At 46.9% G+C, this 26218-nt stretch carries 23 protein-coding genes; 4 read left to right on the top strand and 19 right to left on the bottom strand.

The genetic code is table 11. From position 1 onward, the window contains the following. Window positions 1-162: 162 nt before the first annotated feature. Window positions 163-1800, bottom strand: coding sequence for an HD domain-containing phosphohydrolase (locus VNK96_08045; GenBank protein HWP31657.1), 1638 nt, complete (start codon window positions 1798-1800; stop codon window positions 163-165). A 66-nt stretch (window positions 1801-1866) separates the two neighbouring features. On the opposite strand from VNK96_08045, the gene VNK96_08040 reads away from it, so the two are divergent. The 3 genes from VNK96_08040 (at window position 1867) to recG (ending at window position 6396) form a co-directional block, all read left to right on the top strand. Next, window positions 1867-2154, top strand: a complete 288-nt coding sequence (locus VNK96_08040; protein ID HWP31656.1) for a 4a-hydroxytetrahydrobiopterin dehydratase — start codon at window positions 1867-1869, stop codon at window positions 2152-2154. Window positions 2155-2260: 106 nt separating this feature from the next. Then, window positions 2261-4147, top strand: coding sequence for a glutamate mutase L (locus VNK96_08035; protein HWP31655.1), 1887 nt, complete (start codon window positions 2261-2263; stop codon window positions 4145-4147). A 167-nt stretch (window positions 4148-4314) separates the two neighbouring features. Continuing rightward, window positions 4315-6396, top strand: a complete 2082-nt coding sequence (gene recG, locus VNK96_08030) for an ATP-dependent DNA helicase RecG (protein ID HWP31654.1) — start codon at window positions 4315-4317, stop codon at window positions 6394-6396. 57 nt (window positions 6397-6453) lie between these two features. On the opposite strand, the gene lepB is transcribed toward recG, so the two are convergent. The 12 genes from lepB to mgtE all read right to left on the bottom strand — a co-directional run bounded on the left by lepB (window position 6454) and on the right by mgtE (window position 18377). Continuing rightward, window positions 6454-7278, bottom strand: coding sequence for a signal peptidase I (gene lepB, locus VNK96_08025; GenBank protein HWP31653.1), 825 nt, complete (start codon window positions 7276-7278; stop codon window positions 6454-6456). Window positions 7279-7281: 3 nt separating this feature from the next. Further along, the gene (gene rplS, locus VNK96_08020) at window positions 7282-7632 is read right to left on the bottom strand and encodes a 50S ribosomal protein L19 (protein ID HWP31652.1); all 351 of its coding nucleotides are present in this window, start codon (window positions 7630-7632) and stop codon (window positions 7282-7284) included. Window positions 7633-7647: 15 nt separating this feature from the next. Continuing rightward, window positions 7648-8355 carry a tRNA (guanosine(37)-N1)-methyltransferase TrmD gene (trmD, locus tag VNK96_08015; GenBank protein HWP31651.1) on the bottom strand — a complete coding sequence of 236 codons (708 nt, stop codon included), beginning with the start codon at window positions 8353-8355 and terminating at the stop codon, window positions 7648-7650. Window positions 8356-8359: 4 nt separating this feature from the next. Then, window positions 8360-8884: a ribosome maturation factor RimM gene (gene rimM / locus VNK96_08010; protein HWP31650.1), complete on the bottom strand. Its 525-nt coding sequence runs from the start codon at window positions 8882-8884 to the stop codon at window positions 8360-8362. Continuing rightward, window positions 8881-9117 (bottom strand): KH domain-containing protein, encoded by a 237-nt coding sequence (locus VNK96_08005; protein ID HWP31649.1) that lies wholly within the window; start codon window positions 9115-9117, stop codon window positions 8881-8883. The genes rimM and VNK96_08005 overlap by 4 nt, the downstream gene beginning before the upstream one ends. A gap of 13 nt (window positions 9118-9130) precedes the next feature. Beyond that, window positions 9131-9448, bottom strand: coding sequence for a 30S ribosomal protein S16 (gene rpsP, locus VNK96_08000; protein HWP31648.1), 318 nt, complete (start codon window positions 9446-9448; stop codon window positions 9131-9133). 31 nt (window positions 9449-9479) lie between these two features. Beyond that, entirely contained in the window at window positions 9480-10808 is a 1329-nt protein-coding gene (ffh, locus tag VNK96_07995; protein ID HWP31647.1) for a signal recognition particle protein, read from the bottom strand. Between the two features lie 347 nt (window positions 10809-11155). Continuing rightward, window positions 11156-11776: an SLBB domain-containing protein gene (locus VNK96_07990; protein ID HWP31646.1), complete on the bottom strand. Its 621-nt coding sequence runs from the start codon at window positions 11774-11776 to the stop codon at window positions 11156-11158. A gap of 87 nt (window positions 11777-11863) precedes the next feature. Continuing rightward, entirely contained in the window at window positions 11864-12802 is a 939-nt protein-coding gene (locus VNK96_07985; GenBank protein HWP31645.1) for a glycosyltransferase family 2 protein, read from the bottom strand. A 20-nt stretch (window positions 12803-12822) separates the two neighbouring features. Then, window positions 12823-15606 (bottom strand): alanine--tRNA ligase, encoded by a 2784-nt coding sequence (gene alaS / locus VNK96_07980; GenBank protein HWP31644.1) that lies wholly within the window; start codon window positions 15604-15606, stop codon window positions 12823-12825. Window positions 15607-15899: 293 nt separating this feature from the next. Next, window positions 15900-17003 carry a cyclic dehypoxanthinyl futalosine synthase gene (gene mqnC / locus VNK96_07975; protein ID HWP31643.1) on the bottom strand — a complete coding sequence of 368 codons (1104 nt, stop codon included), beginning with the start codon at window positions 17001-17003 and terminating at the stop codon, window positions 15900-15902. 9 nt (window positions 17004-17012) lie between these two features. Beyond that, on the bottom strand, window positions 17013-18377 hold the full coding sequence (gene mgtE / locus VNK96_07970) for a magnesium transporter (protein HWP31642.1): 1365 nt from the start codon (window positions 18375-18377) through the stop codon (window positions 17013-17015). Between the two features lie 37 nt (window positions 18378-18414). On the opposite strand from mgtE, the gene VNK96_07965 reads away from it, so the two are divergent. Then, window positions 18415-19221 (top strand): ABC-2 family transporter protein, encoded by an 807-nt coding sequence (locus tag VNK96_07965; GenBank protein ID HWP31641.1) that lies wholly within the window; start codon window positions 18415-18417, stop codon window positions 19219-19221. Between the two features lie 170 nt (window positions 19222-19391). Here VNK96_07965 and VNK96_07960 read toward each other — a convergent pair whose 3' ends face one another. From VNK96_07960 to VNK96_07935, 6 genes are all read right to left on the bottom strand, one after another. Further along, complete coding sequence (locus VNK96_07960; GenBank protein ID HWP31640.1) at window positions 19392-21014, bottom strand: hypothetical protein; 1623 nt, start codon at window positions 21012-21014, stop codon at window positions 19392-19394. Between the two features lie 70 nt (window positions 21015-21084). After that, on the bottom strand, window positions 21085-22428 hold the full coding sequence (locus tag VNK96_07955; GenBank protein ID HWP31639.1) for a dihydrolipoamide acetyltransferase family protein: 1344 nt from the start codon (window positions 22426-22428) through the stop codon (window positions 21085-21087). Between the two features lie 36 nt (window positions 22429-22464). Continuing rightward, window positions 22465-23478, bottom strand: a complete 1014-nt coding sequence (locus VNK96_07950) for an alpha-ketoacid dehydrogenase subunit beta (protein HWP31638.1) — start codon at window positions 23476-23478, stop codon at window positions 22465-22467. 7 nt (window positions 23479-23485) lie between these two features. Further along, window positions 23486-24631: a thiamine pyrophosphate-dependent dehydrogenase E1 component subunit alpha gene (locus tag VNK96_07945; protein HWP31637.1), complete on the bottom strand. Its 1146-nt coding sequence runs from the start codon at window positions 24629-24631 to the stop codon at window positions 23486-23488. Window positions 24632-24708: 77 nt separating this feature from the next. Continuing rightward, window positions 24709-25632: a glycosyltransferase gene (locus tag VNK96_07940; GenBank protein ID HWP31636.1), complete on the bottom strand. Its 924-nt coding sequence runs from the start codon at window positions 25630-25632 to the stop codon at window positions 24709-24711. Further along, the gene (locus VNK96_07935; GenBank protein HWP31635.1) at window positions 25629-26204 is read right to left on the bottom strand and encodes a hypothetical protein; all 576 of its coding nucleotides are present in this window, start codon (window positions 26202-26204) and stop codon (window positions 25629-25631) included. The genes VNK96_07940 and VNK96_07935 overlap by 4 nt, the downstream gene beginning before the upstream one ends. Window positions 26205-26218: the final 14 nt, after the last annotated feature.

Below are 26218 nucleotides of genomic sequence, written 5' to 3'. Positions count from 1 at the left end.
GGAAAGAAAATTCATAACTCTTTATTATAACGCATAGTTATCAAGAAAAATGCTTTTTTCAAAAGAGTTCGGGGAAGGAAAAGGTAGATACCAAGAGGTTACTTAATGCTTGAAATGTAGGCTTTATGATATAGATACCAGAACGCGTGTAGTTCGCGCAATTTATGCTGCCGGAGGGATCATAATCTCGTTGGTAATCGAGTGTGATTGGTTCATCATTTCGAGAAAGGCTGAAACGATATTCGGGTCGAAATGAGAACCGGCATTTTGGATAATATATTTCAATGCTTCTTCTTTAGGTAGAGCCTTACGATAAGGTCTATCGGAAGTCAAGGCATCAAAAACGTCTACGACAGCGAAGATCCTTGCTGCGAGTGGAATGGATTCCCCTTTCAGCCCGCGCGGGTAACCCGTGCCGTCCCATTTTTCGTGATGGCAATACGGAATATCGAGTGCAGGAACGAGATATCGAATCGGTGACAACCACTGAAATGCATAAGAGGGATGCTTTTTCATAATTTCCATTTCTTCATCTGTCAACTTGTCCGGCTTGAGGAGGATGTAATCCGGTATTCCAATTTTGCCGATGTCGTGAAGAAGAGCACCCCTTCGAATGTGTATAAGTTGTTCTTTTGAAACTCCTATTCTATCTGCAAGACGCAAAGTCATCTCGGTAACCCTCTCTGTGTGTCCTTGTGTTTCGTTATCTCGCAAATCCAATGCGGCAGCCCAACCCTCTAAGGTTGCTTCGTAAGCGATTAGAAGTTCTGTATTTTGGCGTTCGAGTTGCTCGATCATCGTCGCGTTCTCAATAGCGATTGTCGCTTGATTGGCGAGCGTTTGTAGAAATTCAATCCATTCGTTATCTATTGTTAATGGCTCTCGGTGAAAGATTTCCAAAACTCCTTTTACTTTCGCCTTTGCCAATAATGGGGCGCAAACGTAACTAACGAAACCTTCTTCCTCTACGAGTTTTTTTCGCATGAAATTCGTATCGAGAGGTAATTGGTTTACACGAACTAAGACTCTTTCCAGTGCTGCTTTTCCTGCATAGCTCTCACCTATGCGAATGGTGGAGTTTCGAATCGCACTTCCTCGGAATCCTCTTCCTGCTGCGAATTGCAAGGATGTATTGCTTGCGTTGAGAAGCATAACGTCAGCAGCGTCTACACATAATTGGCTCGTTACTTGGTCGAGAATGACATCTAATATAACTCTTAAATCTACGCTTCCTGTTATCGCTAAATCGATTTTTCTTAGAGCGTTTACGCGTTCGAGTTGCAACGTCGTGTTTTTTTCGGCTTTTTTGCGATGTTCGATTTCCATTCTAAGTTTCTCGATACTTTCTTCCAATTCTTTCGTTCGTTCAGCAACACAGCGTTCGAGTTCTTGTTTTTGGTTTTGAATTATTTGATCTGCTTCTTTTTGTGCGGTTATTTCTCGGGCAACGGCATAAATTAGTCCTTCGCTTTTTTTCGGTATCGCCCTCCAAGAAAGCCATTTGTAAGTTCCATCCTTGCAGCGATAGCGATTTTCGAAACTTTCCGTGACAATTCCATCAGAGAGATTCGATAATTCGCGCAAGGTTGCTTCTTTATCTTCAGGATGTACGAAATCAAGGAAAGGTTTTGAGAGAAGTTCCTGTTCCGTGTAACCGAGGGTTTTTTCGAAGGCAGGGTTGATTCTTTTGAAATGCCCTTCGAAATTTGCGATGCATAACATGTCGAGAGCGAGAGTAAAAAAGCGATCTCGCTCTTCGCTTGCTATTTTTTGCTCTAAGTTTTTCGCCCGATTGCTCATAAGATTTCGCCTTATTTAGGGAAATTATCGGCAGAGTTGGCATATCTTATGGGGTAGAAATGGGCAATGCCACTTTTAACACCGTTAGAATTGGACTTGGCGCTTAGAGACCTTCCTGGATGGGAGGTCGAAGGTGGACAGTTGAGGAAGATTTTCGAATTCGACACCTATACGAAAGGGCTGTTGTTCGTCGTCGTTCTCGGGTTTTTTGCAGATAAGAAAGACCATCATCCGGATATCCTCGTAACCTGGCGGAAGGTGATGGTTTCGTTTACGACCCATAGCGAAGGCGGCATTACGGAGAGAGACGTCGCGATGGCAAAGATTTGCGAGGAGCTCTATAAGGTTCCATAAACGCACGGACTTCTTGGAAAACATAAGAGGTCACTTGGTGTGATATACTTTCCTTTCCGCCCGGAAGCGTGTTACCGGACGGTTTTTTGCAAGTTTTGGAAATAAAATGATAGATATTCTTCGAATTTTAGCAACTGACTGCGGTTCGACAACGACTAAAGCAATTCTCATCGAACGAAACGAAAAAGGGGAATATCGTTTGGTTGCTCGAGGGGAAGCGCCGACGACCGTCGAAAAACCGTTCGAAGATGTTACCGTCGGTGTTTTGAACTCCGTACGCGAACTCGAAGAGATTACGGAAGCGAAGTTGGGACTCAAGCGCATTCTCATCAAAGAGAATAAGGTTTGGCGACTCCTGAAGAACGGGAAACTGGTGGATACGAGAAACTCTCCCGAAGAAGCGGCTGAGCTCTATGTGAGCACGAGTTCGGCAGGGGGGGGATTGCAAATGATGGTCGTAGGTGTCGTGAAGGCGATGAGTGCCGAAAGTGCAGAGCGAGCGGCGTTAGGCGCTGGTGCGATTTTGATGGACACGTTAGCAATAGACGATGGAAGAAAAGAGTATCAAAGGGTAGAGCGTTTGCGACAATTGCGGCCGGATATCATTTTGATGTCGGGGGGGACTGACGGCGGTACGGTAGACCATTTAGTGAATATGGCTGAGGTCATTCGTCGCGCAGACCCGAAGCCGCGTTTCGGAGATATGAAACTTCCGGTTCTCTTTGCAGGAAATCGGGATGCGCGTGAAGCGGTGCGTAAAGAAATCGGTCCGAACATCGATTTGCGAATCGTAGAGAACATAAGGCCCACACTCGACAGGGAGAACCTCGCTCCTGCGAGGGAAGCGATTCACGAACTCTTTTTAGAGCACGTAATGCAGCAGGCTCCTGGCTACAGCAAACTTTTGGAATGGACGAGCGAAGAGATCATGGCAACCCCCAATGCTGTGGGAAAACTCATGGAGGAGTATGCGAAAAGCAGAAACATCAACCTTTTAGGCGTAGATATCGGGGGGGCTACGACGGATACGTTTTCCGTATTCGGAGGGATTTACAATAGAACGGTATCGGCGAATTTAGGTTTGAGTTATTCGATTTGCAACGTTTTGAAAGAAGCAGGGACCGAGAACATCAAGCGATGGCTACCGTTCGAAATAGAAAATTTCGATTTACGCAGTCGTTTGAGGAACAAGATGATTCGTCCGACGACGATTCCCCAAACTTACGAGGACCTCCTTATCGAGCATGCAGTTGCAAGGGAGGCGTTGCGGTTAGCTCTGGAGCATCATAAAACCTTGGCGCGCGGGTTGGTGGGTATACAGACGCAACGGACCATAGGCGAGGCGTTGACTCAAGAGGCTACGGGACAGACATTAATCAATATGATGACATTGGGTATGATTATCGGTTCGGGGGGGGTTTTGAGCCACGCGCCGAGAAGAGAGCAGAGCGCTTTGGTGATGATCGATGCGTATCAGCCGGAAGGGGTAACGATTCTTACTGTGGATTCGATTTTCATGATGCCGCATTTAGGCGTTTTATCGGTGCATCATCCCGATGCAGCGTATCAAGTATTCGAAAGGGATTGCTTGATTCGGATAGGAACTTGTATTGCACCGGTGGGGACAGGGAAAATCGGCGAACCTTGCGTTACGGTGTCGGGGAATGGTTTTCGAGAGTTCGTTCCTTTCGGAGAAATGAAAGTGATTCCCATTAAAGATGAATCGTTGCAGGAGATCATCATCGAACCAGCGCGAGGATTCGATGTCGGCGAGGGAAAGGGAAGGAGAGTGGTGGCTCGGAGGTTCGGAGCGAAGGGAAGAGAGGGTTCGGACGAACCTTTATTCGAAACGGGATTGGTTGGTTTCATCGTAGATTGCAGGGGAAGGCCTCTCGTTTTGCCGACGGAACAAAAAGAGAGGATGGAGTTCTTGGTGAAATCGCTCGAGGCATTACGGCTTCCCGTTCCGGGAAAGCAAATGGTCGGTGTCTGAATTTATATATAATGCCCCCCCGTTGGAGACCGAGATGTCTCTTGAGAGCCGAAGGAAAGCAAACGCATCAAGAACATCTTTACAAAAGTTTTTTTGAGGATTATGAAATTTAATTGCTCTCTTTTTTCAGAGTGCACCTTCAATCTCGATATAATCTCTTTTTGTAAATGGCAGAGATAGGAACGTATCGCCCGAGAACGGAAGTTCAGTATCTGAAAGGTGTGGGACCGAAAGTGGCGCAGTTGCTCGCCAAAGTCGGAATCAAAACACTCGAAGACCTCCTGTATTACGTCCCCAGGCGTTACGAAGATAGAACGAAATTCGCATCGATACGGGAGGTGAAACCAGGCGACTGGGTTACTCTCAAAGGCAAAATTATTTCATTAGAGACCATCAGCCCTCGAATGGGCACTTTTCGAATCGTCAAGGCTTCGCTATCGGATACTACGGGAACTATCGGGCTTACTTGGTTCAACCAACCATGGATACGTCAGAAATTGCAAAGGCAGGAGGGAGAACTTATCGTATATGGACAAGTGAAGGTGGGGAAATGGGGTTACGAGATTAACAACCCCGAATGGGAATTCGTGCAACCTCATAAAAACGACGACTTCGCAAAAATCACTCCAATTTATCCCTTGACCGAAGGGCTAAACGAGAAACTGCTGAGAAAAGTGATTCGACAGGGATTGAATTATGTAAATGTATTTCCCGATATGATTCCGAAGACACTTCGAGAGCGATGGGATCTCAAACCATTGCATTGGTCATTGAAACAGATTCATTTTCCCGATTCTGAAGAAACACAGCGTGCAGCACGGCGGCGATTGGTGTTCGAGGAATTTTTTTACTTACAAGTCGCACTTGCGTTGAGGCATCAGGAAGTAGGAATCGAAGCGGGAATTTCGTTCGAAACATCTCCGCAAATCGTGAGCGACTTAGAAAAAGCCACGGGATTTCAATTGACCAATGCACAAAAGCGTGTTATCGAAGAAATCTTTGCGGACATGAGGCGCCCGCATCCGATGAATCGCTTGCTGCAGGGAGATGTGGGAAGCGGAAAAACGCTCGTCGCTGCGGCGGCGATGCTCGCCGCTGTGCGCTCGAGTTATCAAGCGGCAATCATGGCGCCGACGGAGATACTGGCGGAACAGCATTACATGAATTTCAAAAGACTGCTTGCGCCTTTGAATGTCGAAATCGTTCTATTTTTGGGAAAACAAAAGCCACGTGAGAGAGAAGAAGCACTGCAAAAGGCACGTGATGGAAAAGGGCAAATTATCGTAGGGACTCACGCGTTGATTAGCGAAGGAGTGGAATTTCAAAAATTGGGTTTCGTGGTTATTGACGAACAGCATCGTTTCGGAGTGATGCAGAGGGCTGCACTGCGTAGAAAAGGATTGGGAAATCCCGATGTTTTGGTAATGACCGCGACTCCTATTCCGAGGAGTTTAACATTGACGATTTACGGTGATTTGGATTTGAGTGTGATTGACGAAATGCCACCGGGAAGACAGCCTGTGAGAACGCATTGGAAACGTCCTGATGAAAGAGAAAAAGTATATGAAGGGGTCAGGAAACTTTTGAATACGGGATTACAAGCCTATATCGTGTGTCCGTTAATTTCGGAAAGCGAGAAAATGCAAGCACAGGCAGCGGAAGAACTTTATCAGAAAATGAAAAACGAGATATTTCCCGAATTTCGCGTGGGGCTGTTGCATGGGCAGTTGAAGTCATCGGAGAAGGATGAAGTGATGGAAGAATTTCGGGCGGGAAAGATACAGGTTTTAGTGAGCACGACAGTGATCGAGGTGGGGGTAGACGTTCCGAATGCCGGAGTGATGGTTATCGAGGATGCGAATCGCTTTGGATTAGCGCAATTGCATCAGTTGCGTGGTCGAGTAGGGAGGGGGGGGAAGCAGAGTTATTGCGTATTGATCGGCTCCGATAACACTCCCGAAGCGGAGGCAAGGCTTAAAATAATGGAAGAGACGACAGATGGGTTTAGAATTGCGGAGGAGGATTTGAAGATACGAGGACCGGGGGAACTTTACGGGACGAAGCAGGCAGGCGCTTTCGAGTTGCGTGTTGCGGATTTACTGCGAGAAGGGAAGTTATTAGAAGAGGCTCGACAGGCTGCTTTTTCGCTTTTGAAGGAAGATCCAGGACTGACCAATCCTGAGTATCGAGAGATAAGGAAGGCAGCTGAGAAGTATAAGAGCAAGATTGTGAAGACGGATGTGAGTTAAGCGAGCGGCAGTTTTATTTTCTCTATATAATATGCCAGGTAATGATATGCTGGTTGGTTATTTTCTCACGTCTACAGGTCCGAAGCGGTGAAGGGGGAGGATGCGGAGCCAGGCTTTGCCTACGATGGCTTTCCTATCTATCAATCCCCAAAATCGTCCGTCATCAGATTGATTTCTGTTATCCCCCATCATCAAAAAATATCCTTCTGGAATTTTTTCGGCGGGGAGTGTCCACACACGGTCTTTATCTTCATCCGGAATACGATATTCGGGAGCGCTTGCTAAGTTCGTGGGCATCCAAGGCGTTCGAACAATCGGAATGAGTTGTCCGTTGTATTTCACGAGTTTGAAATCACCGAAAATTTTATCCTTCAAATAAGGCTCTTCCACCTTTTTGCCATCTCGATAAAGAACGCTGTCACGTATTTCGATGGTTTGCCCCCCCACTCCGATGAGGCGCTTCACGTAATCCGTGTTTTCGTCTTGTCCATGTCGCCGCACAGCGCGTGCGGGGGGTTTGAAGACGACGATGTCTCCGGGTTGCGGTTCATAGATGCGATACGCTAATTTATTTACGATAATGATGTCGTTGATTTTCAGCGTGTCGAGCATGGACGGGGTGGGGATTCTGAAGGTTTGTATGAAATAGGGTCTGACGAGAAGGAAGACGACAATCGTCGCATAAACTACTGCATCGGATAGCCAATCTACGACTTTCCAGAAATAGTTACGCTGATTGGGAGAGACTTTCGAATGATAGAAATAAATGCCGAGACGAACGACCGTGAAGGCTAATCCGACCAGTACAATAGTTTCGATGCTCGACCGCGCGATTCGCTCGAACACCGAAGGTTCGATAGATTCTTGAGCGAGAGGAAGCATTCCTTAACGTGCCTCTTCGATACGCGCAGCCTTGCCGACTTTTTTGCGCAAATAATACAATTTTGCGCGCCTCACCCTTCCACGTCTAAGAACCTCGATTTTCGAAATCATCGGAGAATGAAGAGGAAATGTCCTCTCGACTCCTACATCGTGGCTGATTTTCCGGACGGTAATCGTAGATGCAATCGAGCCGTGCTTCTTGGCTATGACCGTTCCTTCGAAAATCTGCACCCTTTCTTTTCCGGCTTCACGGACACGGACGTGCACACGCACGGTATCTCCCGGCTGGATGTCGGGAAGGTCTTTCTTCAAACTATCTTTTACGACGCTTTCTAAAATGGCTGATTTCGACATGAGATATAAGAAGTTCTATTTTAGCAGTTCTAAATCGTTTTTGGAAAGAGGGGCGCGGGCGAAAAGGTCCGGTCGGTATTTTCGAGTTAAGAGAAGACGCTGGCGTCTGCGCCACCTGGCGATAGCCTGATGGTCTCCGCTCAAAAGTACCTCGGGGACTTTGAGTCCCTCCCATTCTTCCGGGCGCGTGTATTGCGGATAAGTGAGGAGGCCATCGTAAAATGCATCCTCGCAAAGCGATTCCGGGCTACCCAATACCCCTGGAATGAGCCGAGCTATCGCATTCGCCATGAGGGCGGCAGGCAACTCTCCTCCGGTTACGACGAAGTCTCCGATGCTGAAGCGGGCATTTGCGTATTTTTCAACGAACCTTTCATCTATGCCTTCGTAATGCCCGCAGACGAAGATAATGTGCTCCTTGCGACTCAAATCTTCTGCGTGAGAGTGTTGGAAGAGGGTGCCGTTGGGGTCTGTAACGACGACGAAAGAATTTGGTTGCAAAATGGATTTTAGGGCTGACGCTAATACATCGGCTTTGAGTACCATGCCTGGTCCACCGCCATAGGGTTCATCGTCTACGCTCCTATATTTATCCGTCGCGAAGTCACGAGGATTGATTCCTCGGAATTCCACGAGTTTTTCCTTTTCGGCTCTTTCGATTACTCCATGGCGAAGCCCGGCAAGTAAGGAGTCCGGAAAGAGGGAGATGAAATCTATGCGCATGTCGTTAGGAGCGTTCCATCCCAGGAATTAATCGCACAATGATTTTTTTCTCTTTCAGGTCTATTTTCTTGATGAAATTTTTTACTGCGGGAATCATTAGGTCGTCAACGCAAAAAATATCTTGTGCAGGCGCGTGAATAATATTTTTTAATTCACCCAAATACTTTCCCTCTTCGTCGAAGACGGGAAGACCGATTAAGTCTTGAAAGAGATATTCGTTTTCTTCTAACTCGGGTTTATCTTCTGCTAAGGCGAAGATAGTTTTACCAACGAGAGGTTGTGCTTCTTCGACTCGATGGATTCCGTCGAGCCATAGGCGAACCTGCGTGTATTTTTTCTTCGATTCTTTGTTGTGCCACGCGACGCGAACAATTTTATATTCTTTATCTTCGATGAAGATTCGATTTCCGACCTCGAAACGTTCGGGGAAATCGGTCATCGGCGAGACCTTAATTGCTCCTTTTAATCCGAACGTGCCAACGATTTTCCCTATTGCAACGTATTTTTCTTCTTTTTCAGTGGAAATCACGTTACCACTCGAACCAAGGCTTTTTGATGCATTCTTCGGGCTAACGCACTCACGAAGTGCCTCAAGCAATTGATGATGCGACCGTTTTTTCCGATAATTTTTCCGACATCATTCGGCGCAACACGAACATCGATCATGATCACACGTCTTTCTATATTGGTCGTGACTTTCACGGACTCCGGTTCATCAACGAGTCGTTTCACGATATATTCGACAATCGGACGATAATCCATTTGTTCTCCTTGCCTATGCTATTGCGGCTTCTTTTTTGCGCGGCACTTTCGGTTTCTTTCGAGGCTTTTTAGTTTTAGTTGCTTGGAACTCTTGCCATATGCTTTCACGCTCCAAGAGTTTTTGAATCGTTTCGCTCGCCTGTGCTCCCGCGCGAAGCCAATGAATTACACGTTCTTTGTCTACTCGAAATTCGTACGGGTCTTTTAAAGGATTGTATAACCCGATGTGTTCGATTGCTCTACCGTTGCGCTGTTCTGTACTTTTGATGACCACGACACGGTAGTATGGTTTTGCTTTTGCTCCGAATCTCATCAAACGAATACGTACCACTTGTTACTTTTCTCCCAATTTATTTTTCTTGTTATCTTCGTATTTTATGTTTAGCGCGCGTCTCTTGTAGGCGTGTAAAAGTTTTCATTTGTTTGCGCACTTCTTCGAGTTGTTTAATCAAGCGGTTGAGTTCTTGAATCGTACAACCCGAGCCAGAGGCAATTCGACGTTTGCGCGACGCACTAAGTATATCAGGATTTTGCCTTTCGGCGGGGGTCATGCTGAGAATCATAGCCTCGATTCGCTTCAGACCCTTCTCATCCAGGTTATCCATTACCTCGCTCGGCATAGAGGACATGCCGGGTATAAGCTTCATGATGGAGCGAAGAGAGCCCATTTTCCGGATCGTTCTGAACTGAGCGAGTAGGTCCTCGAAATTGAATTTCCCGGTTTTCGTTAGAGTCTGAATCTTCCTTATTTCTTCCCGGTCTACGGCTTCTCGAGCCTTTTCGAGGAGTGTTAGAATGTCGCCTTGCCCTAATATCCTTTGAGCGATCCTTTCGCCAACGAAGGGTTCGAGTGAATCGAGTTGCTCCCCCGTACCTATGAAACGAACGGGTTTGCCTGTGATTGCTTTGATGCTGAGAACAGCTCCTCCTCGTGTGTCGCCATCCAACTTCGTGAAAATTAGCCCGGTCAAGTCGAGACGGTTATTGAATTCCCTAGCAATGTTTACTGCTTCCTGCCCCGTCGTGGAATCTGCAACGAGAAGGATTTCGGAAGGGGAAGTGGCATCCTTTATCGCTTGGAGTTCCTGCATTAGGGGTTCATCTATTTGCAGTCGCCCTGCGGTGTCCATGATTACGACATCGTGGAAGTGGTCTTGAGCATAGGAAAGGGCTCGACGAGCGACTTCTACCGCGTTTCGTGCCTGTAAATCGGCATAAACTGGGATGCCAGCGGACTCTCCTAAGATTTGTAGTTGATGAATTGCGGCGGGACGCTGAAGGTCGCATGCTGCGAGAAGTGGCTTTTTGTCCTTCTTTTTTAGCCAAAGGGCGAGTTTGACTGCCGTCGTGGTTTTTCCTGAGCCTTGCAGACCACATAGCAAGACATTCGTGGGGGGTTTTGAAGACCATTGGAAGCGGACTTCCTCTTCCCCGAGGAGCCGTACGATTTCCTCATAAAGGATTTTGAGGATCGTCTCACTTGCGGTGAAGGTTTTGAGAATTTCTTCCCCGACTGCCTTTTCACGTACCGACGAGATAAGTGAACGTGCGACTTCGAGATTTACATCCGCTTCGAGGAGAGAAATTCGAAGTTCACGAAGGGCATCTTCGACGTCTTGCGCAGAGAGTCGTCCTTTTCGCCCGAGACGAGCGAAAATTTCCGTTATTTTGTGAGTAAGTGTGTCGAACACTGGGGTGAAGTATGTCTATGCCTTGTTTAGAGAATAAGAATCGAAAAAGATTTTACCTCAGTATTTGGAGTTAGTTCTATGTCGATGAGTAATCTGTACCCTTTTGAAATAGCGTTCCTAATCATGAGCTTGTGAAAAATCATTGGAAGATTAGAAGTTGTATTTACAATAGGAAGATGTGGTCGTTCCCAAATAGAAGTTGGGAACGAGAGTAAACGGACTGGAAGTTGGGAACAGAGCACTAATGAACGCAAAAAGTTGCGTTCCCAACGTTTGTCGGGAACACAAAAACTGCTTAATGAATTGTTCTCCTCACTCCTCGATGGAACGAGGAGAACAAGAAGAAATTAGTCTACGAGCAGCAATATCAGAAGACCGATGACGAGAATCGTGAGCAGTTCTCTATCGGAGAGCGAGCTTGCTTTTACAAAAGGAACGTTCACCTTATCAGCAGGTTGTAAGGGCATGTCTTTTGCTTTGCCCTCGAGCACATTGCGCAGATTGACGACGAAAACTTCTTCTTTGCCATCGTCGTTAGTACGTGTGACAGCTACTCGCTCGAGGTCGCAGCGGTCGAGTGGTTTTGCTTGTTGAATGGCTCGAAGCACGGTGAGGTTTTCGGAATAGTTCATTTTTCCTCGCCAAAGCACGCCGCCTTCAATCGAGATATAAGCACTTTCGTCTAATTCGGGGACGATCACGACATCACCCGGTTTTAGTGTTGGCAATGGCGTTGGTTTCGTAAGATCTACGACCTTTATTTCACCATCGCTGGTGTGGATTTCTATTTTTTTCGGGTCTGCGTCGGGTTTAAGACCGCCGGATTTTTGGATGATGTTTCGGAGATTCGTGCTGTTCGAAGTCATATACACACCGGGGTTTTCCACTTCGCCTTGCACGGTAATGATTGGTGGAGGAATTGTTCCGAAGAACAAAAACCCGGACAAGCCAATAGCAATTTTTCGCATATTATTGCCTCCTCTGGTTCGGAGCGAGACGCTCCGTTTTTATTAGGGACGACGCATAGTGTCTAAATGTTGCTCATCGTGAGCGATTTAGCGAGGATAAGGGTTTATCTTAGCGAAAAGAACAAGTGCCCACAAAATGAATTTAGAGCGGAATTTCGGGTGTAATCCGAGAGTAAGCAGACAAGGTATTCCCCATGCTATTAATCGCAAAAGACTTCCCAGACGATTCAAGAGGAAGCATATCGTCGAAGCGAATCTCCCGTAATGAATTCTGAAAAACAGTTCTTTTCCTCTATTGTAGTAACGAACTGCCAACCATCTGCGATGTTCCGAACTTTTGCCGAGGGCATGTTGAAATCTTGCCGCAGGAACGTAATAGATTTCTCCTCCGCTTTTATTTATTCGAAAACAAAGATCGGTATCTTCGCAATAAAGAAAATATCTTTCATCGAAGCGCGGAAAACGGTCGTGGACTCTTCGCAACATCATGCATGCTCCCATTACCTGCGCAACGCGTAGAGGTGGGGGTTGATTTTTATGTCGTTCGAGATATCTTTTCGAAATCCAATAAGGAGAGAACAAAGGAGAGCGGGGGAACAGTTTTTCCAAAAAGAGTTGTTCGCAGAAGACAGCCCAAAGGGTTAGATTATTCGCCGCAGATTCTTGTATCGAGCCGTCAGGATGAAGAAGCATGCCGCCGCATAACGTCGCTTTGGGATTTTCGTATATAAAGTCGGTTAGCACATCTACCGCGTTTTCTTCGGCTCGAATGTCTGCGTTGAGAATTAACGCATATTCACCGCTTGCGATATCCAGACCTTGATTGCATGCTGTGCCATAGCCGAGATTCTCCTCGTTCGTAATCAATGTTACATAGGGATAGTATTCACGCACCATTTCTGCGGTGCCATCGTTCGATGCATTATCCACCACGATGATTTCCTTTCGTTCGGGAAGTGATTCGAGACAGCGTTCTAAGTCTTCACGATTGTTATAAGCGACGATGACAATGGATGTTTTAGGCATTCTTTGGGCACTGTTTCTTTTTATTGTGTTTTTATTTGTTCTTTGACGATGTCAACGAGAGCATCCATAGCCTGAGAAAGTTTTTGCGAGTCTTTCGTGCCGGCTTGAGCGAAAGTCGCATTTCCCCCGCCACCACCTCCGGCTCTCCTTGCGATTTCGCGGAGAAGGAGACCGGCGTGCAAGCCGTTTTTCTGCGCGGAGGAGCCGACCTTACAAAAAAGTGTCACTTTGTCTTCATCGTAAACGCCAACTACCGCTACTCCACGAGGATCGCGTTCGATAAGGCGGTCTGCTGTGAGTTTGCCAGCCTCAGCACCTCCCGTTTTTAGCATGACGTGATATAAATTAACGGGTCCCACAGGGATGCTTTCCGTTTCCGTCGGTGTGGTAGCCGAAGCGATGAGTTGTTCCTTTTCTCTTTGCAGTTGACGAACTTGCGCCTGTAATTTTTCGATCGCTTTCGGCAAATCTTCGGGGGGGGTTTTCAGAAGGGATGCGCTTTTTTCGAGGATTTCCTCCGTTTTCTTCGCCCACTCGTAAGCGCCCAATCCCGTTACGGCTTCGATTCTGCGAATTCCGCTCGCACTGGAACTCTCACTGATAATTTTGAAAAGTCCGATCTCCGCTGTGTTTTCGACATGCGTTCCGCCGCAAAGCTCCAGACTAAAGCCCGGGATTTCTATCATTCGCACCTTGTCCCCATACTTCTCTCCGAAAAGCATCATCGCCCCTCGGCTCTTCGCTTCTTGTAACGAAACATTTTCATGAACTACTACCGGCATCGTTTCCGCAATCTTTTCGTTGACTATTTGTTCGATTCGATCGATTTCCTCGGGTTTTAATGGCGCACTGTGAGTGAAGTCGAATCGAAGCCGATCCGGAGCGACGAGGCTTCCTGATTGTGCGACGTGCGCACCGAGGGTTTTTCGCAGTGCGGCGTGCAAAAGGTGAGTAGCAGTGTGATTTCGCATAATATTTCGTCTGCGTTTTGCATCAACTTTCGCGACGACTTGACGGGACAAAACACTTTTTTTCAGTTTATCCGTGATTTCGTCTTGGCTTCTTCCTCGGAAGTTCGTTTTGTCAGAAAATTCTCCAATATGCCAAATGATGTCGGCTTCTTTTTGCGTGTCGTGCACAATAAATACGAAATCTTCGCATTCTATGGTTCCCGTATCGCCGACTTGCCCCCCCGCTTCTGCATAGAACGGAGTTTCATCGAGCGCAATTCGGAATTTTCCGGTAGTCAGACCGTTTTTGTCGAACTCTGGACTGACTCTCGTAATTGTCGCCTTCGATTCCATTGTAGAATATCCGATAAATCGGGAGAAAGAGGGGGCGTTTTCCGACGAAACGACGAAGGCTTTTTCAGCCTCGAAAACCTTTCCGCTATCGGAAGCAGCGCGAGCGCGTTGCAAAGCTTTTTCCATATACTTCAAAAACTCGTTGTAATTTACGCGAAAGCCATGCTGTTTTGCGAGTTCTTCCGTAAGTTCGTATGGAAAACCATAAGTATCGTAGAGAGTAAAGACGTATTTTCCCGGAAGATTAAAATATGAGGCACGTTTTCGTTTGGGCTGGTACATCTCCTTTTTGAATTGTTCTACGAAATTCCAGAAGCGTCTCAATCCTTGCTCGATGGTGCGGCGGAATTGCGTTTCCTCGGCGTTGAGTACGCTCACTATCGTTTCTTTTCTCTCTATGAGTTCTTTATGAGAATCCCCTAAGGCTTCGATTACGGAAGGGAAGATTTGTGCCAAGAAAGGTTCTTGCATGCCGAGTGTGTGTTGACCTTTGAATACGCATCTGCGAATGATTCTTCGCAAAACGTATCCTCTTCCTGTATTTGTTGGTGTGATCCCATCGGCTACGCAAAACGATGCCGCGCGCAAATGGTCGGCAATAATTCGCACAGCCTTGTCTTTTTCTTCGTTTGTACCGAATGCGTATTTTGCTCGTTCGCAAATCGTTCGTATAATCGGCGCGAATGTGTCGATTTCATAAACACTCTTTTTTGCGCCGAGCACTGCTGCTGTTCGTTCGAGACCCATTCCTGTGTCCACGCCCGGCTTTGGAAGCGGATCCATCCCGAGTTTCCGATACCCTAAGTGTGGTTTTGTGGGATCTTTCAACTCTCCCTTCCATTCGAATTGTAAAAAGACGAGATTCCAAATTTCCACCCAACGTCCTGCCGCTTCGTCAGTTTTAAAGTCTCCTGTGAGTTCGGTTTCAGGAGCGCATCGGTAGAAAATTTCTGTGCAAGGTCCACAAGGCCCAGGTGGGCCAGAGGAAAATGCCCCCGCTGGCCAATAGTTTTTTTCTTCTCCCAAGCGATGAATCTTCTCGGAAGGATCGAAGGATTCTTTTTTCCAGATTTCTTCCCAATATCCGTAGGCTTCGTCGTCTTGTTCGAAAACGGTAACGCAAATACGATTTTTATCGAGATTCAGCCATTTTTCCGATGTCAAGAATTCCCATGCGAATTCGATTGCCTCCTTTTTGAAATAATCGCCGAAAGAAAAGTTGCCGAGCATTTGAAAGAAGGTGAGGTGCCATGGGTCGCCCGTTTCTTCGATGTCGGTCGTTCTCAAGCAGTTTTGGCAAGTAACGAGCCGAGGATGCGGAGGTTCGACGAGACCTCGGAAATAGGGTTTGAATTGCACCATTCCTGCGCCGGTGAAGAGAAGACTTTCATCGAGTTTCCCTGTGACGTCTATAGGGATAAGAGGCGAAGACGGGAATTCTTTGTGTCCTTTCGACACGAAGAATTCGATATATTTTTGTCTTAAGTCTCTTGCGTTCATGCTGTTTAAAAATCCCCTCTGCGGGGCTTCAGAATGCTTTTTGTCTGAATAGTTTACCTAATGGATTTTCGCGAAACGGATGGCTATGCATAAGGCTATCCTTTATGCTTTTGACTTAGTTCGAATTCTTTTGTTTGTAGGCTAATGGACTTTATTCCCCCCCATTTTGCCTTTTTTCGATGTTGACATTCGATGGATTGCGTAGGATAAAAATCTGCGATATTAATACTTTTGAAATTAAGGAAAGTTTTAAGAATCGCACCTTACGGCGCTCCTACAAGGGATAGAGGATGTCAAGCGTTTAGGATTTCGTAACGAGTGTTTCGTCTCTTAGGAACGTATCCGGCGTCTCGGATGAGGCGTTCGTATTCGTCTGCATTCAAGATGAATTTGTTTCCTGCTGCGGAGACGACATTTTCTTCTATCATGATGCTTCCGAAATCGTCTGCGCCGTAACCGAGAGCGAGTTGAGCGATTTTGGGACCTTGTGTGAGAATCGAAACTTGAAGATGGTCGACATTGTCGAGAAATATCCTCGAAATAGCGAGTGTTCGTAGATACTCGTATCCGGATGCTTTACGTTCGATGGGAAGTTGTGTGTCTTCGGGTTGGAAGTTCCAAGTGATAAAGGCGCGGAAGGGTTGACATTCGTCTTGCAAATCTCGGATTCTTTGCAAGTGCTCTACTCGGTCTTCGTAAGTTTCTACATGTCCGAACATCATGGAAGCCGTAGAACGAATGCCGAGTTTTGCGGCAGTTCTCATGCATTCGAGCCATTCCTCTGTGGTGTCTTTATAGGGTGCGATAATTTTTCTCACACGGTCTACTAAAATTTCCCCACCTGCTCCTGGAATGCTGTGTAAACCGGCCTCTTTCAGTCTTAGGAGACATTCTTCCAAGGTCAATTTGCTGATGTGAGCGATATAAATGATTTCGGTGGGGCTCAGCGCATGTAAAATGACTTGGGGATAAGCGTCTTTGATTTTTCGGAAAATCCTTTCATAGTAGTCGATCTTTAATTTAGGATTCAGCCCCCCTTGGAAGAGAATCTCGACCCCGTCTTTTTCTACCGTTTCTCGAACTTTATCCAGAATCTCGTCATCCGTTAGCAGATACCCTTTGGAATCACCCGGGACTCGATAAAACGCGCAAAATTTGCATCGAACCCAACAAACGTTCGTATAGTTGAGGATTCTGCCGATGATGTATGTAACGACATTTCCTGGAACTTTCTGCTGTCTTCGAAGAGTGGCTAATGTCGAAAGGTCGAGGAGATTGTGATGATGGAAAAGAAAAATCGCTTCGTCTTTCGAGATTCTTTCGTTAGCAAGTACTTTCTCCGCAACGGACTCGAAGGAAATGTGTTTTAGTGAATCGGGAAGAGCAGTTACGCTCATACAAAGACTCTACCCGATGAGGCGCATAACAGGCACAGCAAAACCGAGAACTAACCAAAAACCGATGGTGTCTGTAATGGTAGTCAGAAGTGGCATTGCGGCGGTTGCTGGATCTGCTTGAATTCGTTTGAGAAACAGAGGGAGAGTCCCGCCGAGAATTGCTGCTAATAAAGTGTTGAGCGAGATTGCAAATGCCGCCAAGACCCCGAAAGAGAGATTATTTTTCCAAAGCCCCATCACGACACCGGTCATGGTGCCTAAGATAACGCCATTTAAAAACCCGAGGGGAAGTTCTTTGAGGAAGACTTCGAAATATTCTTTAGGCTGAAGGCGTTCTCTTGCAAGTTCGCGGATCGTGACTGCGGTAGATTGGCTACCCGCCCCCCCTCCCAAGTCGGAAGTAATGGGCAGTAGGATTGCAAGCAAAGGCAAATCTCTAAGAGTATGTTCATGCGCGGCTACTACGCTCGCAGGGACGAGATTCAGCAAGACCTTGGCACCTAACCAAAACAACCTGTTGACTACACGCACGAGAAGCGGCATTTCACGCACTTCTTCCCCCCCTAAGATTCCGCTTGCACGCATCATCTCTTCTTCGCCTTCTTTTTGCGCATATTCGAAAGCGTCTTCTTGCAAAACGACTCCGATGAGTTTGTGTTCTTCGTCTACAACGGGAAGTGCGATGTAATGATATTTGTCGAAGGCTTTCACAGCTTCTTCTGCTGGGTCGCTGGCTAAAAGGTAAACGGGTTCTTTCTCCATAATTTTTTCTATTGGCGTGTTACCTTCACAAAGGAGGAGCGAGCGCAAAGTGACGACACCTAAAAACTTGCCCTCCTCATTGACAGCGTAAAGATAACTGGCTGGAAAATCCAAGAAGATATTCGCATTTGCTCGAAGGTAACGTACGGTTTCTGCGGCTGTAAACGTAGAGGGGATTGCGATATATTCTTTTTGCATCAAACCGCCGACAGTGTCTTCGGGATAAACCATCAGTTCGCGCATTTCGGCGGCTTCTTTTTCGCGAAGTTTTTCGAGAATCGCCTCTGCTTTTTCGGGTTTTAGACCTTGGAGAACGTCTACTTCTTCGTCGGTGTACATTTCCCCGAGGATTGCGGCTGCGTCTTCTGGGCTCAACGCTCCTATTGCCGCTTCGCGAACATCGTCGGGGAGTTCTTCTACGATTTCTGCGGCTTTGCTTTTGTCTACCAATAAGAGCGCACTTGCGCGTAATCTGCTCGGGAGTTCCGTTATGAGAAATGCAGCATCGCTCGGATGCGCAGTAGCGAGCATAGCACCCGCATCGTCCAGGCGCCCTTGTTCGAGCAACTCTTCGAGTCGTTTTGCTTTATCAGGGGTCGCTTCTTCGAACATGTGAGGAATGGGTAGATTACCCGTGTATTGATTTTAGATGATGCAAACCTTATTTCGAAAATGGCGTGCGATTTTTGTGGTGTGGCTAAAAGATAGCCTCGCCTATCGCGCAAATATGTTTATTTGGATATTGAGCGATACGATTCCCGTTATCGTTATGCCGCTCGTTTTCATGGCGGCGATGCCTGAAGGGGGAAATATTCGCGGTTTTTCTGCAGGGGGTTTCGTTTTTTACTACTTGACGATGCTGTTGCTCACGAATTTCATCACGAGCCATATGATGTGGGACATGGCGTACGAGATTCGGGAAGGAAAATTCACGGTTTATCTTTTAAGACCGATTAGCCATTTCCAAGCATCATTTTTGCAGAATTTTACGTGGCGGATATTAAGGCTGGTTATGTTCATTCCGCTCGGTGTGGTTTATATATTGCTTTACAGGAATCATCTCCATTCTATGCAGCCGTATTTAGGTTGGGAGGCTTGGGCTGCAATCGTTTTAGGTCATTTCGTGAGTTTTTTGTTTATCTACGCAATGGCGATGATTGCGCTTTTTTTGGAAGAGGTGCATAACATATTCGCATTGTATTACATCCCGATGTTGTTTTTATCCGGGCAGTTGTTTCCCATAGATTTGTTGCCCTCGTGGGCGATTTTGCTTTCGAGGGTCTTTCCTTTTTATTACACGACAGCCCTTCCTACGGAAATCATCGTGGGACGAGTGTCTCCAGAAGTTGCTCATGGGTTGATTGCATTGCAGCTTGCGTGGTGTGTGGGGCTCGCCTTGAGTGCGAGAGTTTTATGGAGGTGGGGACTGAAGCATTACACGGCAGTGGGGATGTGAGGATAGAGCGAATGTTCTATCGAGTTGTGTGTTTCCTCGTGCGTTCCTAAACAGAGTTTAGGGACGAGAGAGAGTTCGAGGTTCTCTTATATTTCGTTATGCGCTCCTAAACGGAGTTTAGGGACGAGAAATATGCGAGACAAAACTCTTGTTCGAGAATAAATCGCTAACTACTTTTTAGTAATACACATACAAGAAGACATTATGGTTACGTCTGCGTTTTTCCAGACTCTATCGAATGCGTTATTGAACATCGAGGCTTCATGTTGTCTGCCGAGATTTTTGAGGGCTTCCGCCATTCCGAACAAAGACCAACCATTGTTAGGATGTCTTCTCAAGTCTTGGCGATAAACTCTCACAGCCTCTTCATACCGATTTGCTTTGAGCAGTACAGCCCCCAAAGTGTGCCGTGTGGGTTGAATCCAACCGGGCGGCTCATCGTAACGCAATGCATCTTCTGCTTTGGTTGCTAAACGAAGTTCTGCTATTGCACGGTTCAAGTCGTTTTCTGCGACTAAAATCTCACCGTTCATCAAGTGATGCGCAACTCTCAGAATGTCGTTCGCTGAGTTGTTGCCGAATATTGCGTCTTTAGGAACGAGCTTCCTCGTCATGTAAAACAACGCTTGTTCACTCCTGGCTTCTTGCGTCATTCCCTTTGCTGCATAGGAAACGCTTCGTGCTGCATGTCTCAGAGTGCGAGAAAGTGGGAACCTTTCTGGCAAATCGGGATACGCCAAAACTTCATCCCACATTCCGAAGCGAACGCGAACTTCGAAAGGCATTGCGAAAAACCCATCTATGAATGGTGCTGCTGCGTTCTGAAAGTCTTCTGGAATTTCGGCAATCATCGTGTCTACTGCATTTATCGCCTTTTCGCTTTGTCCTACCATCATCGCCGCAAAAGCGAGCATATGCTGGTTATGTGCCATGTAGATTCGGTAGATAAACTGATTGGGGCGTTTTTCACGATATGCTTTATCTGCCGCGATTGCCTTTTCATTTGCGATAATTGCTTTCTCCCAGTCTCCTAACAAAACGTCGATGTGAGAGGGCATGTGCACGTTGTGACCCAAACCAGGTTGTAAATCTCGCAAACGGTCAGCCGCTTCTTTCGCATCGCGTGGATTCGGTGACGCTTCGAGAGCGTGAATGTAAAGATGTAATCCCATAGGATTATTCGGGTCGAGTTTTATGACTCGTCCGAGCGTCGAGATGATTTCTTTCGTGCCCGGCTGTGGAGTGCCATTCGGTTTCCATAAATCCCAAGGTCTTAAATCCATCAACGACTCGGCAAACAGCGCACCTACGTCATCGTCGTTCGGAAATCGTTTCCAAACTTTTCGCATCTCGTTCGCGAATGCTTGATTGAGCGGTGTTCTATCGTTCAAAGGTGGATATTTGAAGCGAACGAGAGTTGCACGAATGAGTGCCTGGTCTACAGGTGGGTTGCCATTGATGTATTGGAGTGCTTTTTTCAAGGCTTCGACCGCTTCCTTTTCTTCCTCTGGCATAACCGTCATGTTATTGATGTGAGGTCCGTTCGCCATTGCAAGACCCCACCACGCCATCGCACACTCGGGGTCGTATTTAACGGCGGTTCGAAAAGAGCGTTTCGCCTCTCCGTGATTGAATGCATAGAGGAAATTAAGCCCTTGATTGAAAAACTGTTGTGCTTTTTCCGAGTGCGTAACGACGCTGCGTGTGTAAGAACCGGTTCCCGGAAAGAGGATTTCTTGGTCGTCTGTCTGTGCACCCAAGGCGAGAAGGATTACAAATACGGGATGGAACATAGATTATCCTCCTTTTTATTAGGCTTATTATAACGTGAAAAACCGATTTATTCCGTGAAAAATCGAAAAATTAGCGGAAAAAGGCGAATTCTTCGAGGCGTTTTTTAATCGCTTGCAAGAAACGCCCCGCGAGCATCCCATCGATGATGCGATGGTCGTAAGTGAGCACTAAATACATCATCGGTCGAACCGTTATCATTCCGTCAATGGCGACCGGGGTTTCGTGAATCGCATAGGTTCCGAGAATCCCCCCCTGATACGGCGGAATCATCGGCGTTCCGAAAAGCGCTCCGTAACTACCGGGATTCGTCAAGGAAAACGTTGCTCCTTGCACGTCAGCGAGGGCAAGTTTGTTTTCACGCGCTTTTGCAGAAATTTCTTCGAGGTCTTTCGCTATTTCCACGAGATTCTTTTTATGACAATCTCGAATCACTGGCACAATGAGTCCTTCATCGCCCCCACCGAGTGCGACAGCAACTCCCATATGAACGCTATGATTCATAACGAGTTTTCCTTCGTCGGAATAGTAACTATTCAACATGGGAAATTCCAGGAGAGTTTCCGTTGCCGCTTTGATGAAAAAGGGAGTGTACGTCAATCGAACCCCGTACATTTGTTGAAAGGATTCTTTGTTCGCTTTTCGAAATTCGACTAGTTTGCTCACGTCTACCGAGGTAACGGTAGAAACGGAGGGGATGGTATGCGCCTTCGTCATCGCATCCGCGATTGCTTTTCTCAATCCTATGAGCGTGATGACTTCCTGTTCTACACCCGGTGTGGGTTTAGGTGTGGGTTGGACGGGTTGTGGAACTGTAGGAGCGGCAGGGGGGGGCGCTTCTACGGGCGGCCGCGCTTTTTCACGGGTAGCGATATATTGCTCGAGGTCTTTTCGTGTTACTCGTCCTCCCGAGCCAGTGCCTCGTATCGTAGCTAACTCGGCATCGGAAATTTGATGCTGTTTCGCCATCGCACGAACGACGGGCGAATACCAGCGTTTTCCATCTTCCGATGGAGGGGGGGCTGTCTCTACGGTAACTTTTACTTCCTCTTTAGCGGGAGGAATCTCTATCCTCGCCGCGGGTTTTTCTTCTACATCTGCTTTTGCTGCAGGCTTTTCCTCTGCTACTTTAGTCGGTTGTGCGGTAGTGGGTTGCGGCGTTTCACCTTCGATTTCGCTTGGTTCGCCTATGAGACCGAGTGGTTGAAATACACGTGCGTTCTGTCCCTCGGGTACGAGAATCTTGACGAGAACACCACTTGTAGGGGCTTGAAGTTCCGTGTTCACTTTATCCGTCATGATTTCAACGATAGGTTCGTCTTCCTTGACAGGGTCGCCGATTTTCTTCAACCATCGGCTTACCGTGATTTCGTGAACACTTTCACCCAATTCGGGCATGATGATTTCAGTTGCCATTTATCTTTCGATTCCTTTCGTCGTGAGATGCACTGTTCAGAATTTTGCCACTTTTATGCATGTGTCGTAGATTTTATCTACACTCGGCAGTACGGCAAGTTCTAAGGGCTGAACCCAAGGCACAGGTGTGTCTGCTCGTGTTACTCGAAGCACAGGAGCGTCGAGATATTCGAAAACATGTTCATTGATAATTGCTACGACTTCTGCAGCGAAACCGCATGTTTTCGGTGCTTCGTTGACCACCACTACGCGATTCGTCTTTTTCACGGAATTGAGGATGGTTTCTTTATCCAAAGGAACCAGTGTGCGCAAATCGATGACTTCCGCATTTATGCCTTCACGTTCTTGCAATAGTTCGGCTGCTTGCAAACAAAGATAGAGTGGATTCCCATAAGAAATGAGTGTAAGGTCTGTCCCTTCGCGTCGGATTGCGGCTTTTCCTAAAGGCACTATCCACTCACCGGGGGGGATAGGTTCTTCGATTTCGCGTTTGCGATAAAGTTCTTTTACTTCGTAAAAGATTACGGGATTTGGGTCTCTGAGCGAAGCGCGCAAAAGACCCGCGGCATCCGACGGTGTGCTGGGTATGACGACTTTCAGACCTGGACTATGCGCGAACCAAGCCTCGTTTTGCTGGCTGTGATAGGGACCACCCCCCCCATATCCGCCGCTCGGGCCACGAATTACGATAGGAAGCGGGACTTCTCCGTTCGTGCGATAGCACATCGTTGCGGCATTGTTCACGATTTGGTCGAAACCACAAGAAATGAAATCGATGAACTGCATCTCTGCCATGACGATTCTTCCGGTCATCGCGAGTCCGATTGCCATCCCCACGATAGCGGATTCGCTGATAGGCGTATCCAAAACTCTATCTGGCCCGAATTTATCGCGCATGCCTTCCGTAACTCCGAAAGCCCCCCCTAATATGCCGATGTCCTCTCCGATGCATACCATATCCGGAAAACGTTCCATCTCTTCATGCAAGACGTTTCGAAGAGCGGTAAGATAATTTACTTTTGTAGTTTCTTCTGCCGCAACAACACTCATCGCTACATCATTCCTCAACAAAAACGTGTTTGAACGCTTCTTCGGGTTCGGGAAGAGGAGAAGCTATCGCAAATTCGACTCCTTTGCGAACCGCTTCTACGACTTCGGGGGGGAAATCCTCGTCGGTAACTTGTATCGCGTGCTTTCCTTCTGGTGAGTAACGTTTTGCTTCTTCTTCCGATAGAATGCCGTTTTCGACCAGATACGTTTTGTAAACCGCAATGGGGTCGCGTCGTCTGCCCCTTTCGATTTCTTCTTTGCTTCGATAACGGTCGGCTCTTTGGTCATCGTGGTCACCATGACCGAAAGCACGATACGTTTTGCATTCGATAATCGAAGGTCCTAAGCCTTTTCTCGCTCTTTCCACACACCACATCGTTTTATCGTAAACATCTAAAACGTCTTGCCCATCAGCGACCAATCCGGGAATGTTATAACCTCGCGCGCGGTCAGCGACATCTTCCGTTGGGCACTCCAATTCTACAGGCGTTCCATAAGCCCATTGATTGTTTTCTACCACGACGATAACCGCTAAATCGTGAATTGCCGCGAGGTTCAATCCTTCATGAAAATCTCCTCTCGCTGTAGAGCCTTCGCCGTTGTAAGTCAAAACGACTCCGTCATGATTTCGCAATTTGAAATCATAAGCAACTCCGCAAGCGACTGGAATCGTGCTGGCGAGCATGCTCGTAGAAGGAATGATTCCCAAAGGGACGCTTCCGATGTGCGACCAATTATCCTTAGCGCGCCCCGGAGCAGTAGCTTTTCCCCACACTTGCGCACAAACTTGCGCGATGCTCATTCCTTTGCGTTCAGGATTGTCCCAGCCCGAGCGCATGTCTTTCAAGAAAAATGCAGGCATATCTCTATGCACCGGTGAAATCCAATCATCGGAGCGCAATCCATATAGAGTTCCGACGAGTATCGCTTCTTGATTCTGTGAAGAGTAGAGCGTTCCTCGCAAACGACCTCGACGTTTTTCTTTAATCAACCGCACATCGAAATATCTTGCTAAATAAATTTGCCGGAGGATTTCAAGGTGATCTTCCCGCGTAAGAGAATTGCGTGGAAGAATGGGTTTGGCTTTTCGTTCTTTATCTTCTTCGGTTTTAACTTCTTCCTCGGATGGAATAACCGTAGATTTTTGGTTCAATTCTAACTCCTATGCGGATGAATTAACGGGAGTATACCTTCGTTTCCTGTAAAGAGATTATCGGATGCTTCGTTTGCTCAGAGAGTCCTTTGGCGTACCCAGAGAGGGGCAAAGGTGAGAAGATAGCGCAACCACGTTTTTGCACGGAGAGGATAGAGCCGAAGCGCCTCGAGGTACACCTGTCGCGCTTCACGAGGCTTACCTGTGATGGAATACAAGGTGCCTAAACACGCCGCTGTATGGGCTAGGGCATGACGCATTTCTCGAGGTTGGGAGGATTTGCGCAGCAATTCATCTTTTTTAGAGAGAAGCGCTTCTCGGATGCGGATTTCTTCTTTTCGGGTTGTTTCCTTTTGATAAATCGTATTTTCGCCATGCACCCGATACAGGGTGAGAACTTCGTCTACGAATCCGACTTCACCTTGTTCAGCCAGCCGCAGCCACATATCCCAATCTCCTAAATTTCGGAAACTCTCATCGAAACCACAAACCGTTCGAGCAATTTCCACTCGCAGAAGAACAGAACTCGCAATAACGCAGTTGTTCGTCACTAAGCGAGGAAGAATGTCGCCTGATGGAACGCGAGGAAATTCGAAACCCATAGGACGTCCTGGGATTTCCTTTCCATTTTGGTCTATGAATTTTCCATAGGTATGACAGAAAACATATTCCGGATGAGCATCCATTAAATGAACTTGAAGTTCGAGTTTTTTGGGAAGCCAAACGTCGTCGCTATTTAATATCGCGCAATATTCTCCTTTTGCAAGAGACAAACCTTCGTTGAGAACTTTATACGTACCTCGATTCGTGTCATGAAGAATGAGACGAATCCCATTTTCGTAACCTTTTAGAATTTCGGGAGTGTTGTCTTTGCTCGCATCATCGATTACCAGAATTTCTGTGTCGCTGTAGGTTTGCGTTAGAACCGACTCTATACATTCTTTGATGTATTTTTCGTGATTGTAACTGGGGATGATTACGGATACACGTGGACTGCTCATGGGCTTCGAATCTCGATCTGCCAGTCCACGATGTCCAAAGCAGGGTCTTGCACGTCACCTTCGGGTTCGATATTCAAATCGGAATTGCTGTATATTCTGTCCACCCTCACATCGATCGTGATGTAATCATTTATCGAATTGGGGTCGGTGGAAAGCCCGAATGCATCCCAAAATTTAGGATTCGTATCATCTGCAGCGGGCACTCTGTCCATGGTAAGGATATTGATTTGCAACGCTTTGATTTCATTGGCGTCTTCAGGTGGGGGTCGCAATTGGCTCAAATCAATTTCGAACTCCAAACGATTACTATCAGCATCGGGAATGACGTAACTGACAGGTAGGCCTACCTGTACATAAGTCAATAAGTTTTCATCGGTAAATTTGTAAATGAGATAACCCGGTCCTCCTTGAAATGCGCCATAGGAGACGAAATGTGTGCATTTTCCTGCTACGAAGCCGTTCCCCCAAGGTGGAGCGATTACAGGAATGGGACCACCTTGTGATCCGGTCAAATCATCCCCATCGTTAATCGCAACGATATAAACATAATTCGGGTTTATCGGTGCGCTCATCTCTATAGTGAAAT

The sequence above is a fragment of the Fimbriimonadales bacterium genome (genome assembly GCA_035559795.1).
GTDB lineage: Bacteria > Armatimonadota > Fimbriimonadia > Fimbriimonadales > ATM1 > DATMAR01.
This window is presented reverse-complemented; position numbering and strand designations above follow the sequence as displayed.

What these genes read in the sequence shown, in the direction of transcription:
- VNK96_08040 (HWP31656.1), top strand. Translation starts at nt 1,867, where the DNA reads ATGCCACTTTTAACACCGTTAGAATTGGACTTGGCGCTTAGAGACCTT.
- VNK96_07940 (HWP31636.1), bottom strand. Translation starts at nt 25,632, where the DNA reads ATGAGCAGTCCACGTGTATCCGTAATCATCCCCAGTTACAATCACGAA.
- VNK96_08045 (HWP31657.1), bottom strand. Translation starts at nt 1,800, where the DNA reads ATGAGCAATCGGGCGAAAAACTTAGAGCAAAAAATAGCAAGCGAAGAG.
- VNK96_08005 (HWP31649.1), bottom strand. Translation starts at nt 9,117, where the DNA reads ATGGATTATCGTCCGATTGTCGAATATATCGTGAAACGACTCGTTGAT.
- mqnC (HWP31643.1), bottom strand. Translation starts at nt 17,003, where the DNA reads ATGAGCGTAACTGCTCTTCCCGATTCACTAAAACACATTTCCTTCGAG.
- VNK96_07985 (HWP31645.1), bottom strand. Translation starts at nt 12,802, where the DNA reads ATGCCTAAAACATCCATTGTCATCGTCGCTTATAACAATCGTGAAGAC.
- VNK96_07950 (HWP31638.1), bottom strand. Translation starts at nt 23,478, where the DNA reads ATGAGTGTTGTTGCGGCAGAAGAAACTACAAAAGTAAATTATCTTACC.
- recG (HWP31654.1), top strand. Translation starts at nt 4,315, where the DNA reads ATGGCAGAGATAGGAACGTATCGCCCGAGAACGGAAGTTCAGTATCTG.
- VNK96_07960 (HWP31640.1), bottom strand. Translation starts at nt 21,014, where the DNA reads ATGTTCCATCCCGTATTTGTAATCCTTCTCGCCTTGGGTGCACAGACA.
- VNK96_07965 (HWP31641.1), top strand. Translation starts at nt 18,415, where the DNA reads ATGATGCAAACCTTATTTCGAAAATGGCGTGCGATTTTTGTGGTGTGG.
- VNK96_08035 (HWP31655.1), top strand. Translation starts at nt 2,261, where the DNA reads ATGATAGATATTCTTCGAATTTTAGCAACTGACTGCGGTTCGACAACG.
- VNK96_07990 (HWP31646.1), bottom strand. Translation starts at nt 11,776, where the DNA reads ATGCGAAAAATTGCTATTGGCTTGTCCGGGTTTTTGTTCTTCGGAACA.
- lepB (HWP31653.1), bottom strand. Translation starts at nt 7,278, where the DNA reads ATGCTTCCTCTCGCTCAAGAATCTATCGAACCTTCGGTGTTCGAGCGA.
- trmD (HWP31651.1), bottom strand. Translation starts at nt 8,355, where the DNA reads ATGCGCATAGATTTCATCTCCCTCTTTCCGGACTCCTTACTTGCCGGG.
- alaS (HWP31644.1), bottom strand. Translation starts at nt 15,606, where the DNA reads ATGAACGCAAGAGACTTAAGACAAAAATATATCGAATTCTTCGTGTCG.
- VNK96_07955 (HWP31639.1), bottom strand. Translation starts at nt 22,428, where the DNA reads ATGGCAACTGAAATCATCATGCCCGAATTGGGTGAAAGTGTTCACGAA.
- rplS (HWP31652.1), bottom strand. Translation starts at nt 7,632, where the DNA reads ATGTCGAAATCAGCCATTTTAGAAAGCGTCGTAAAAGATAGTTTGAAG.
- VNK96_07935 (HWP31635.1), bottom strand. Translation starts at nt 26,204, where the DNA reads ATGAGCGCACCGATAAACCCGAATTATGTTTATATCGTTGCGATTAAC.
- mgtE (HWP31642.1), bottom strand. Translation starts at nt 18,377, where the DNA reads ATGTTCGAAGAAGCGACCCCTGATAAAGCAAAACGACTCGAAGAGTTG.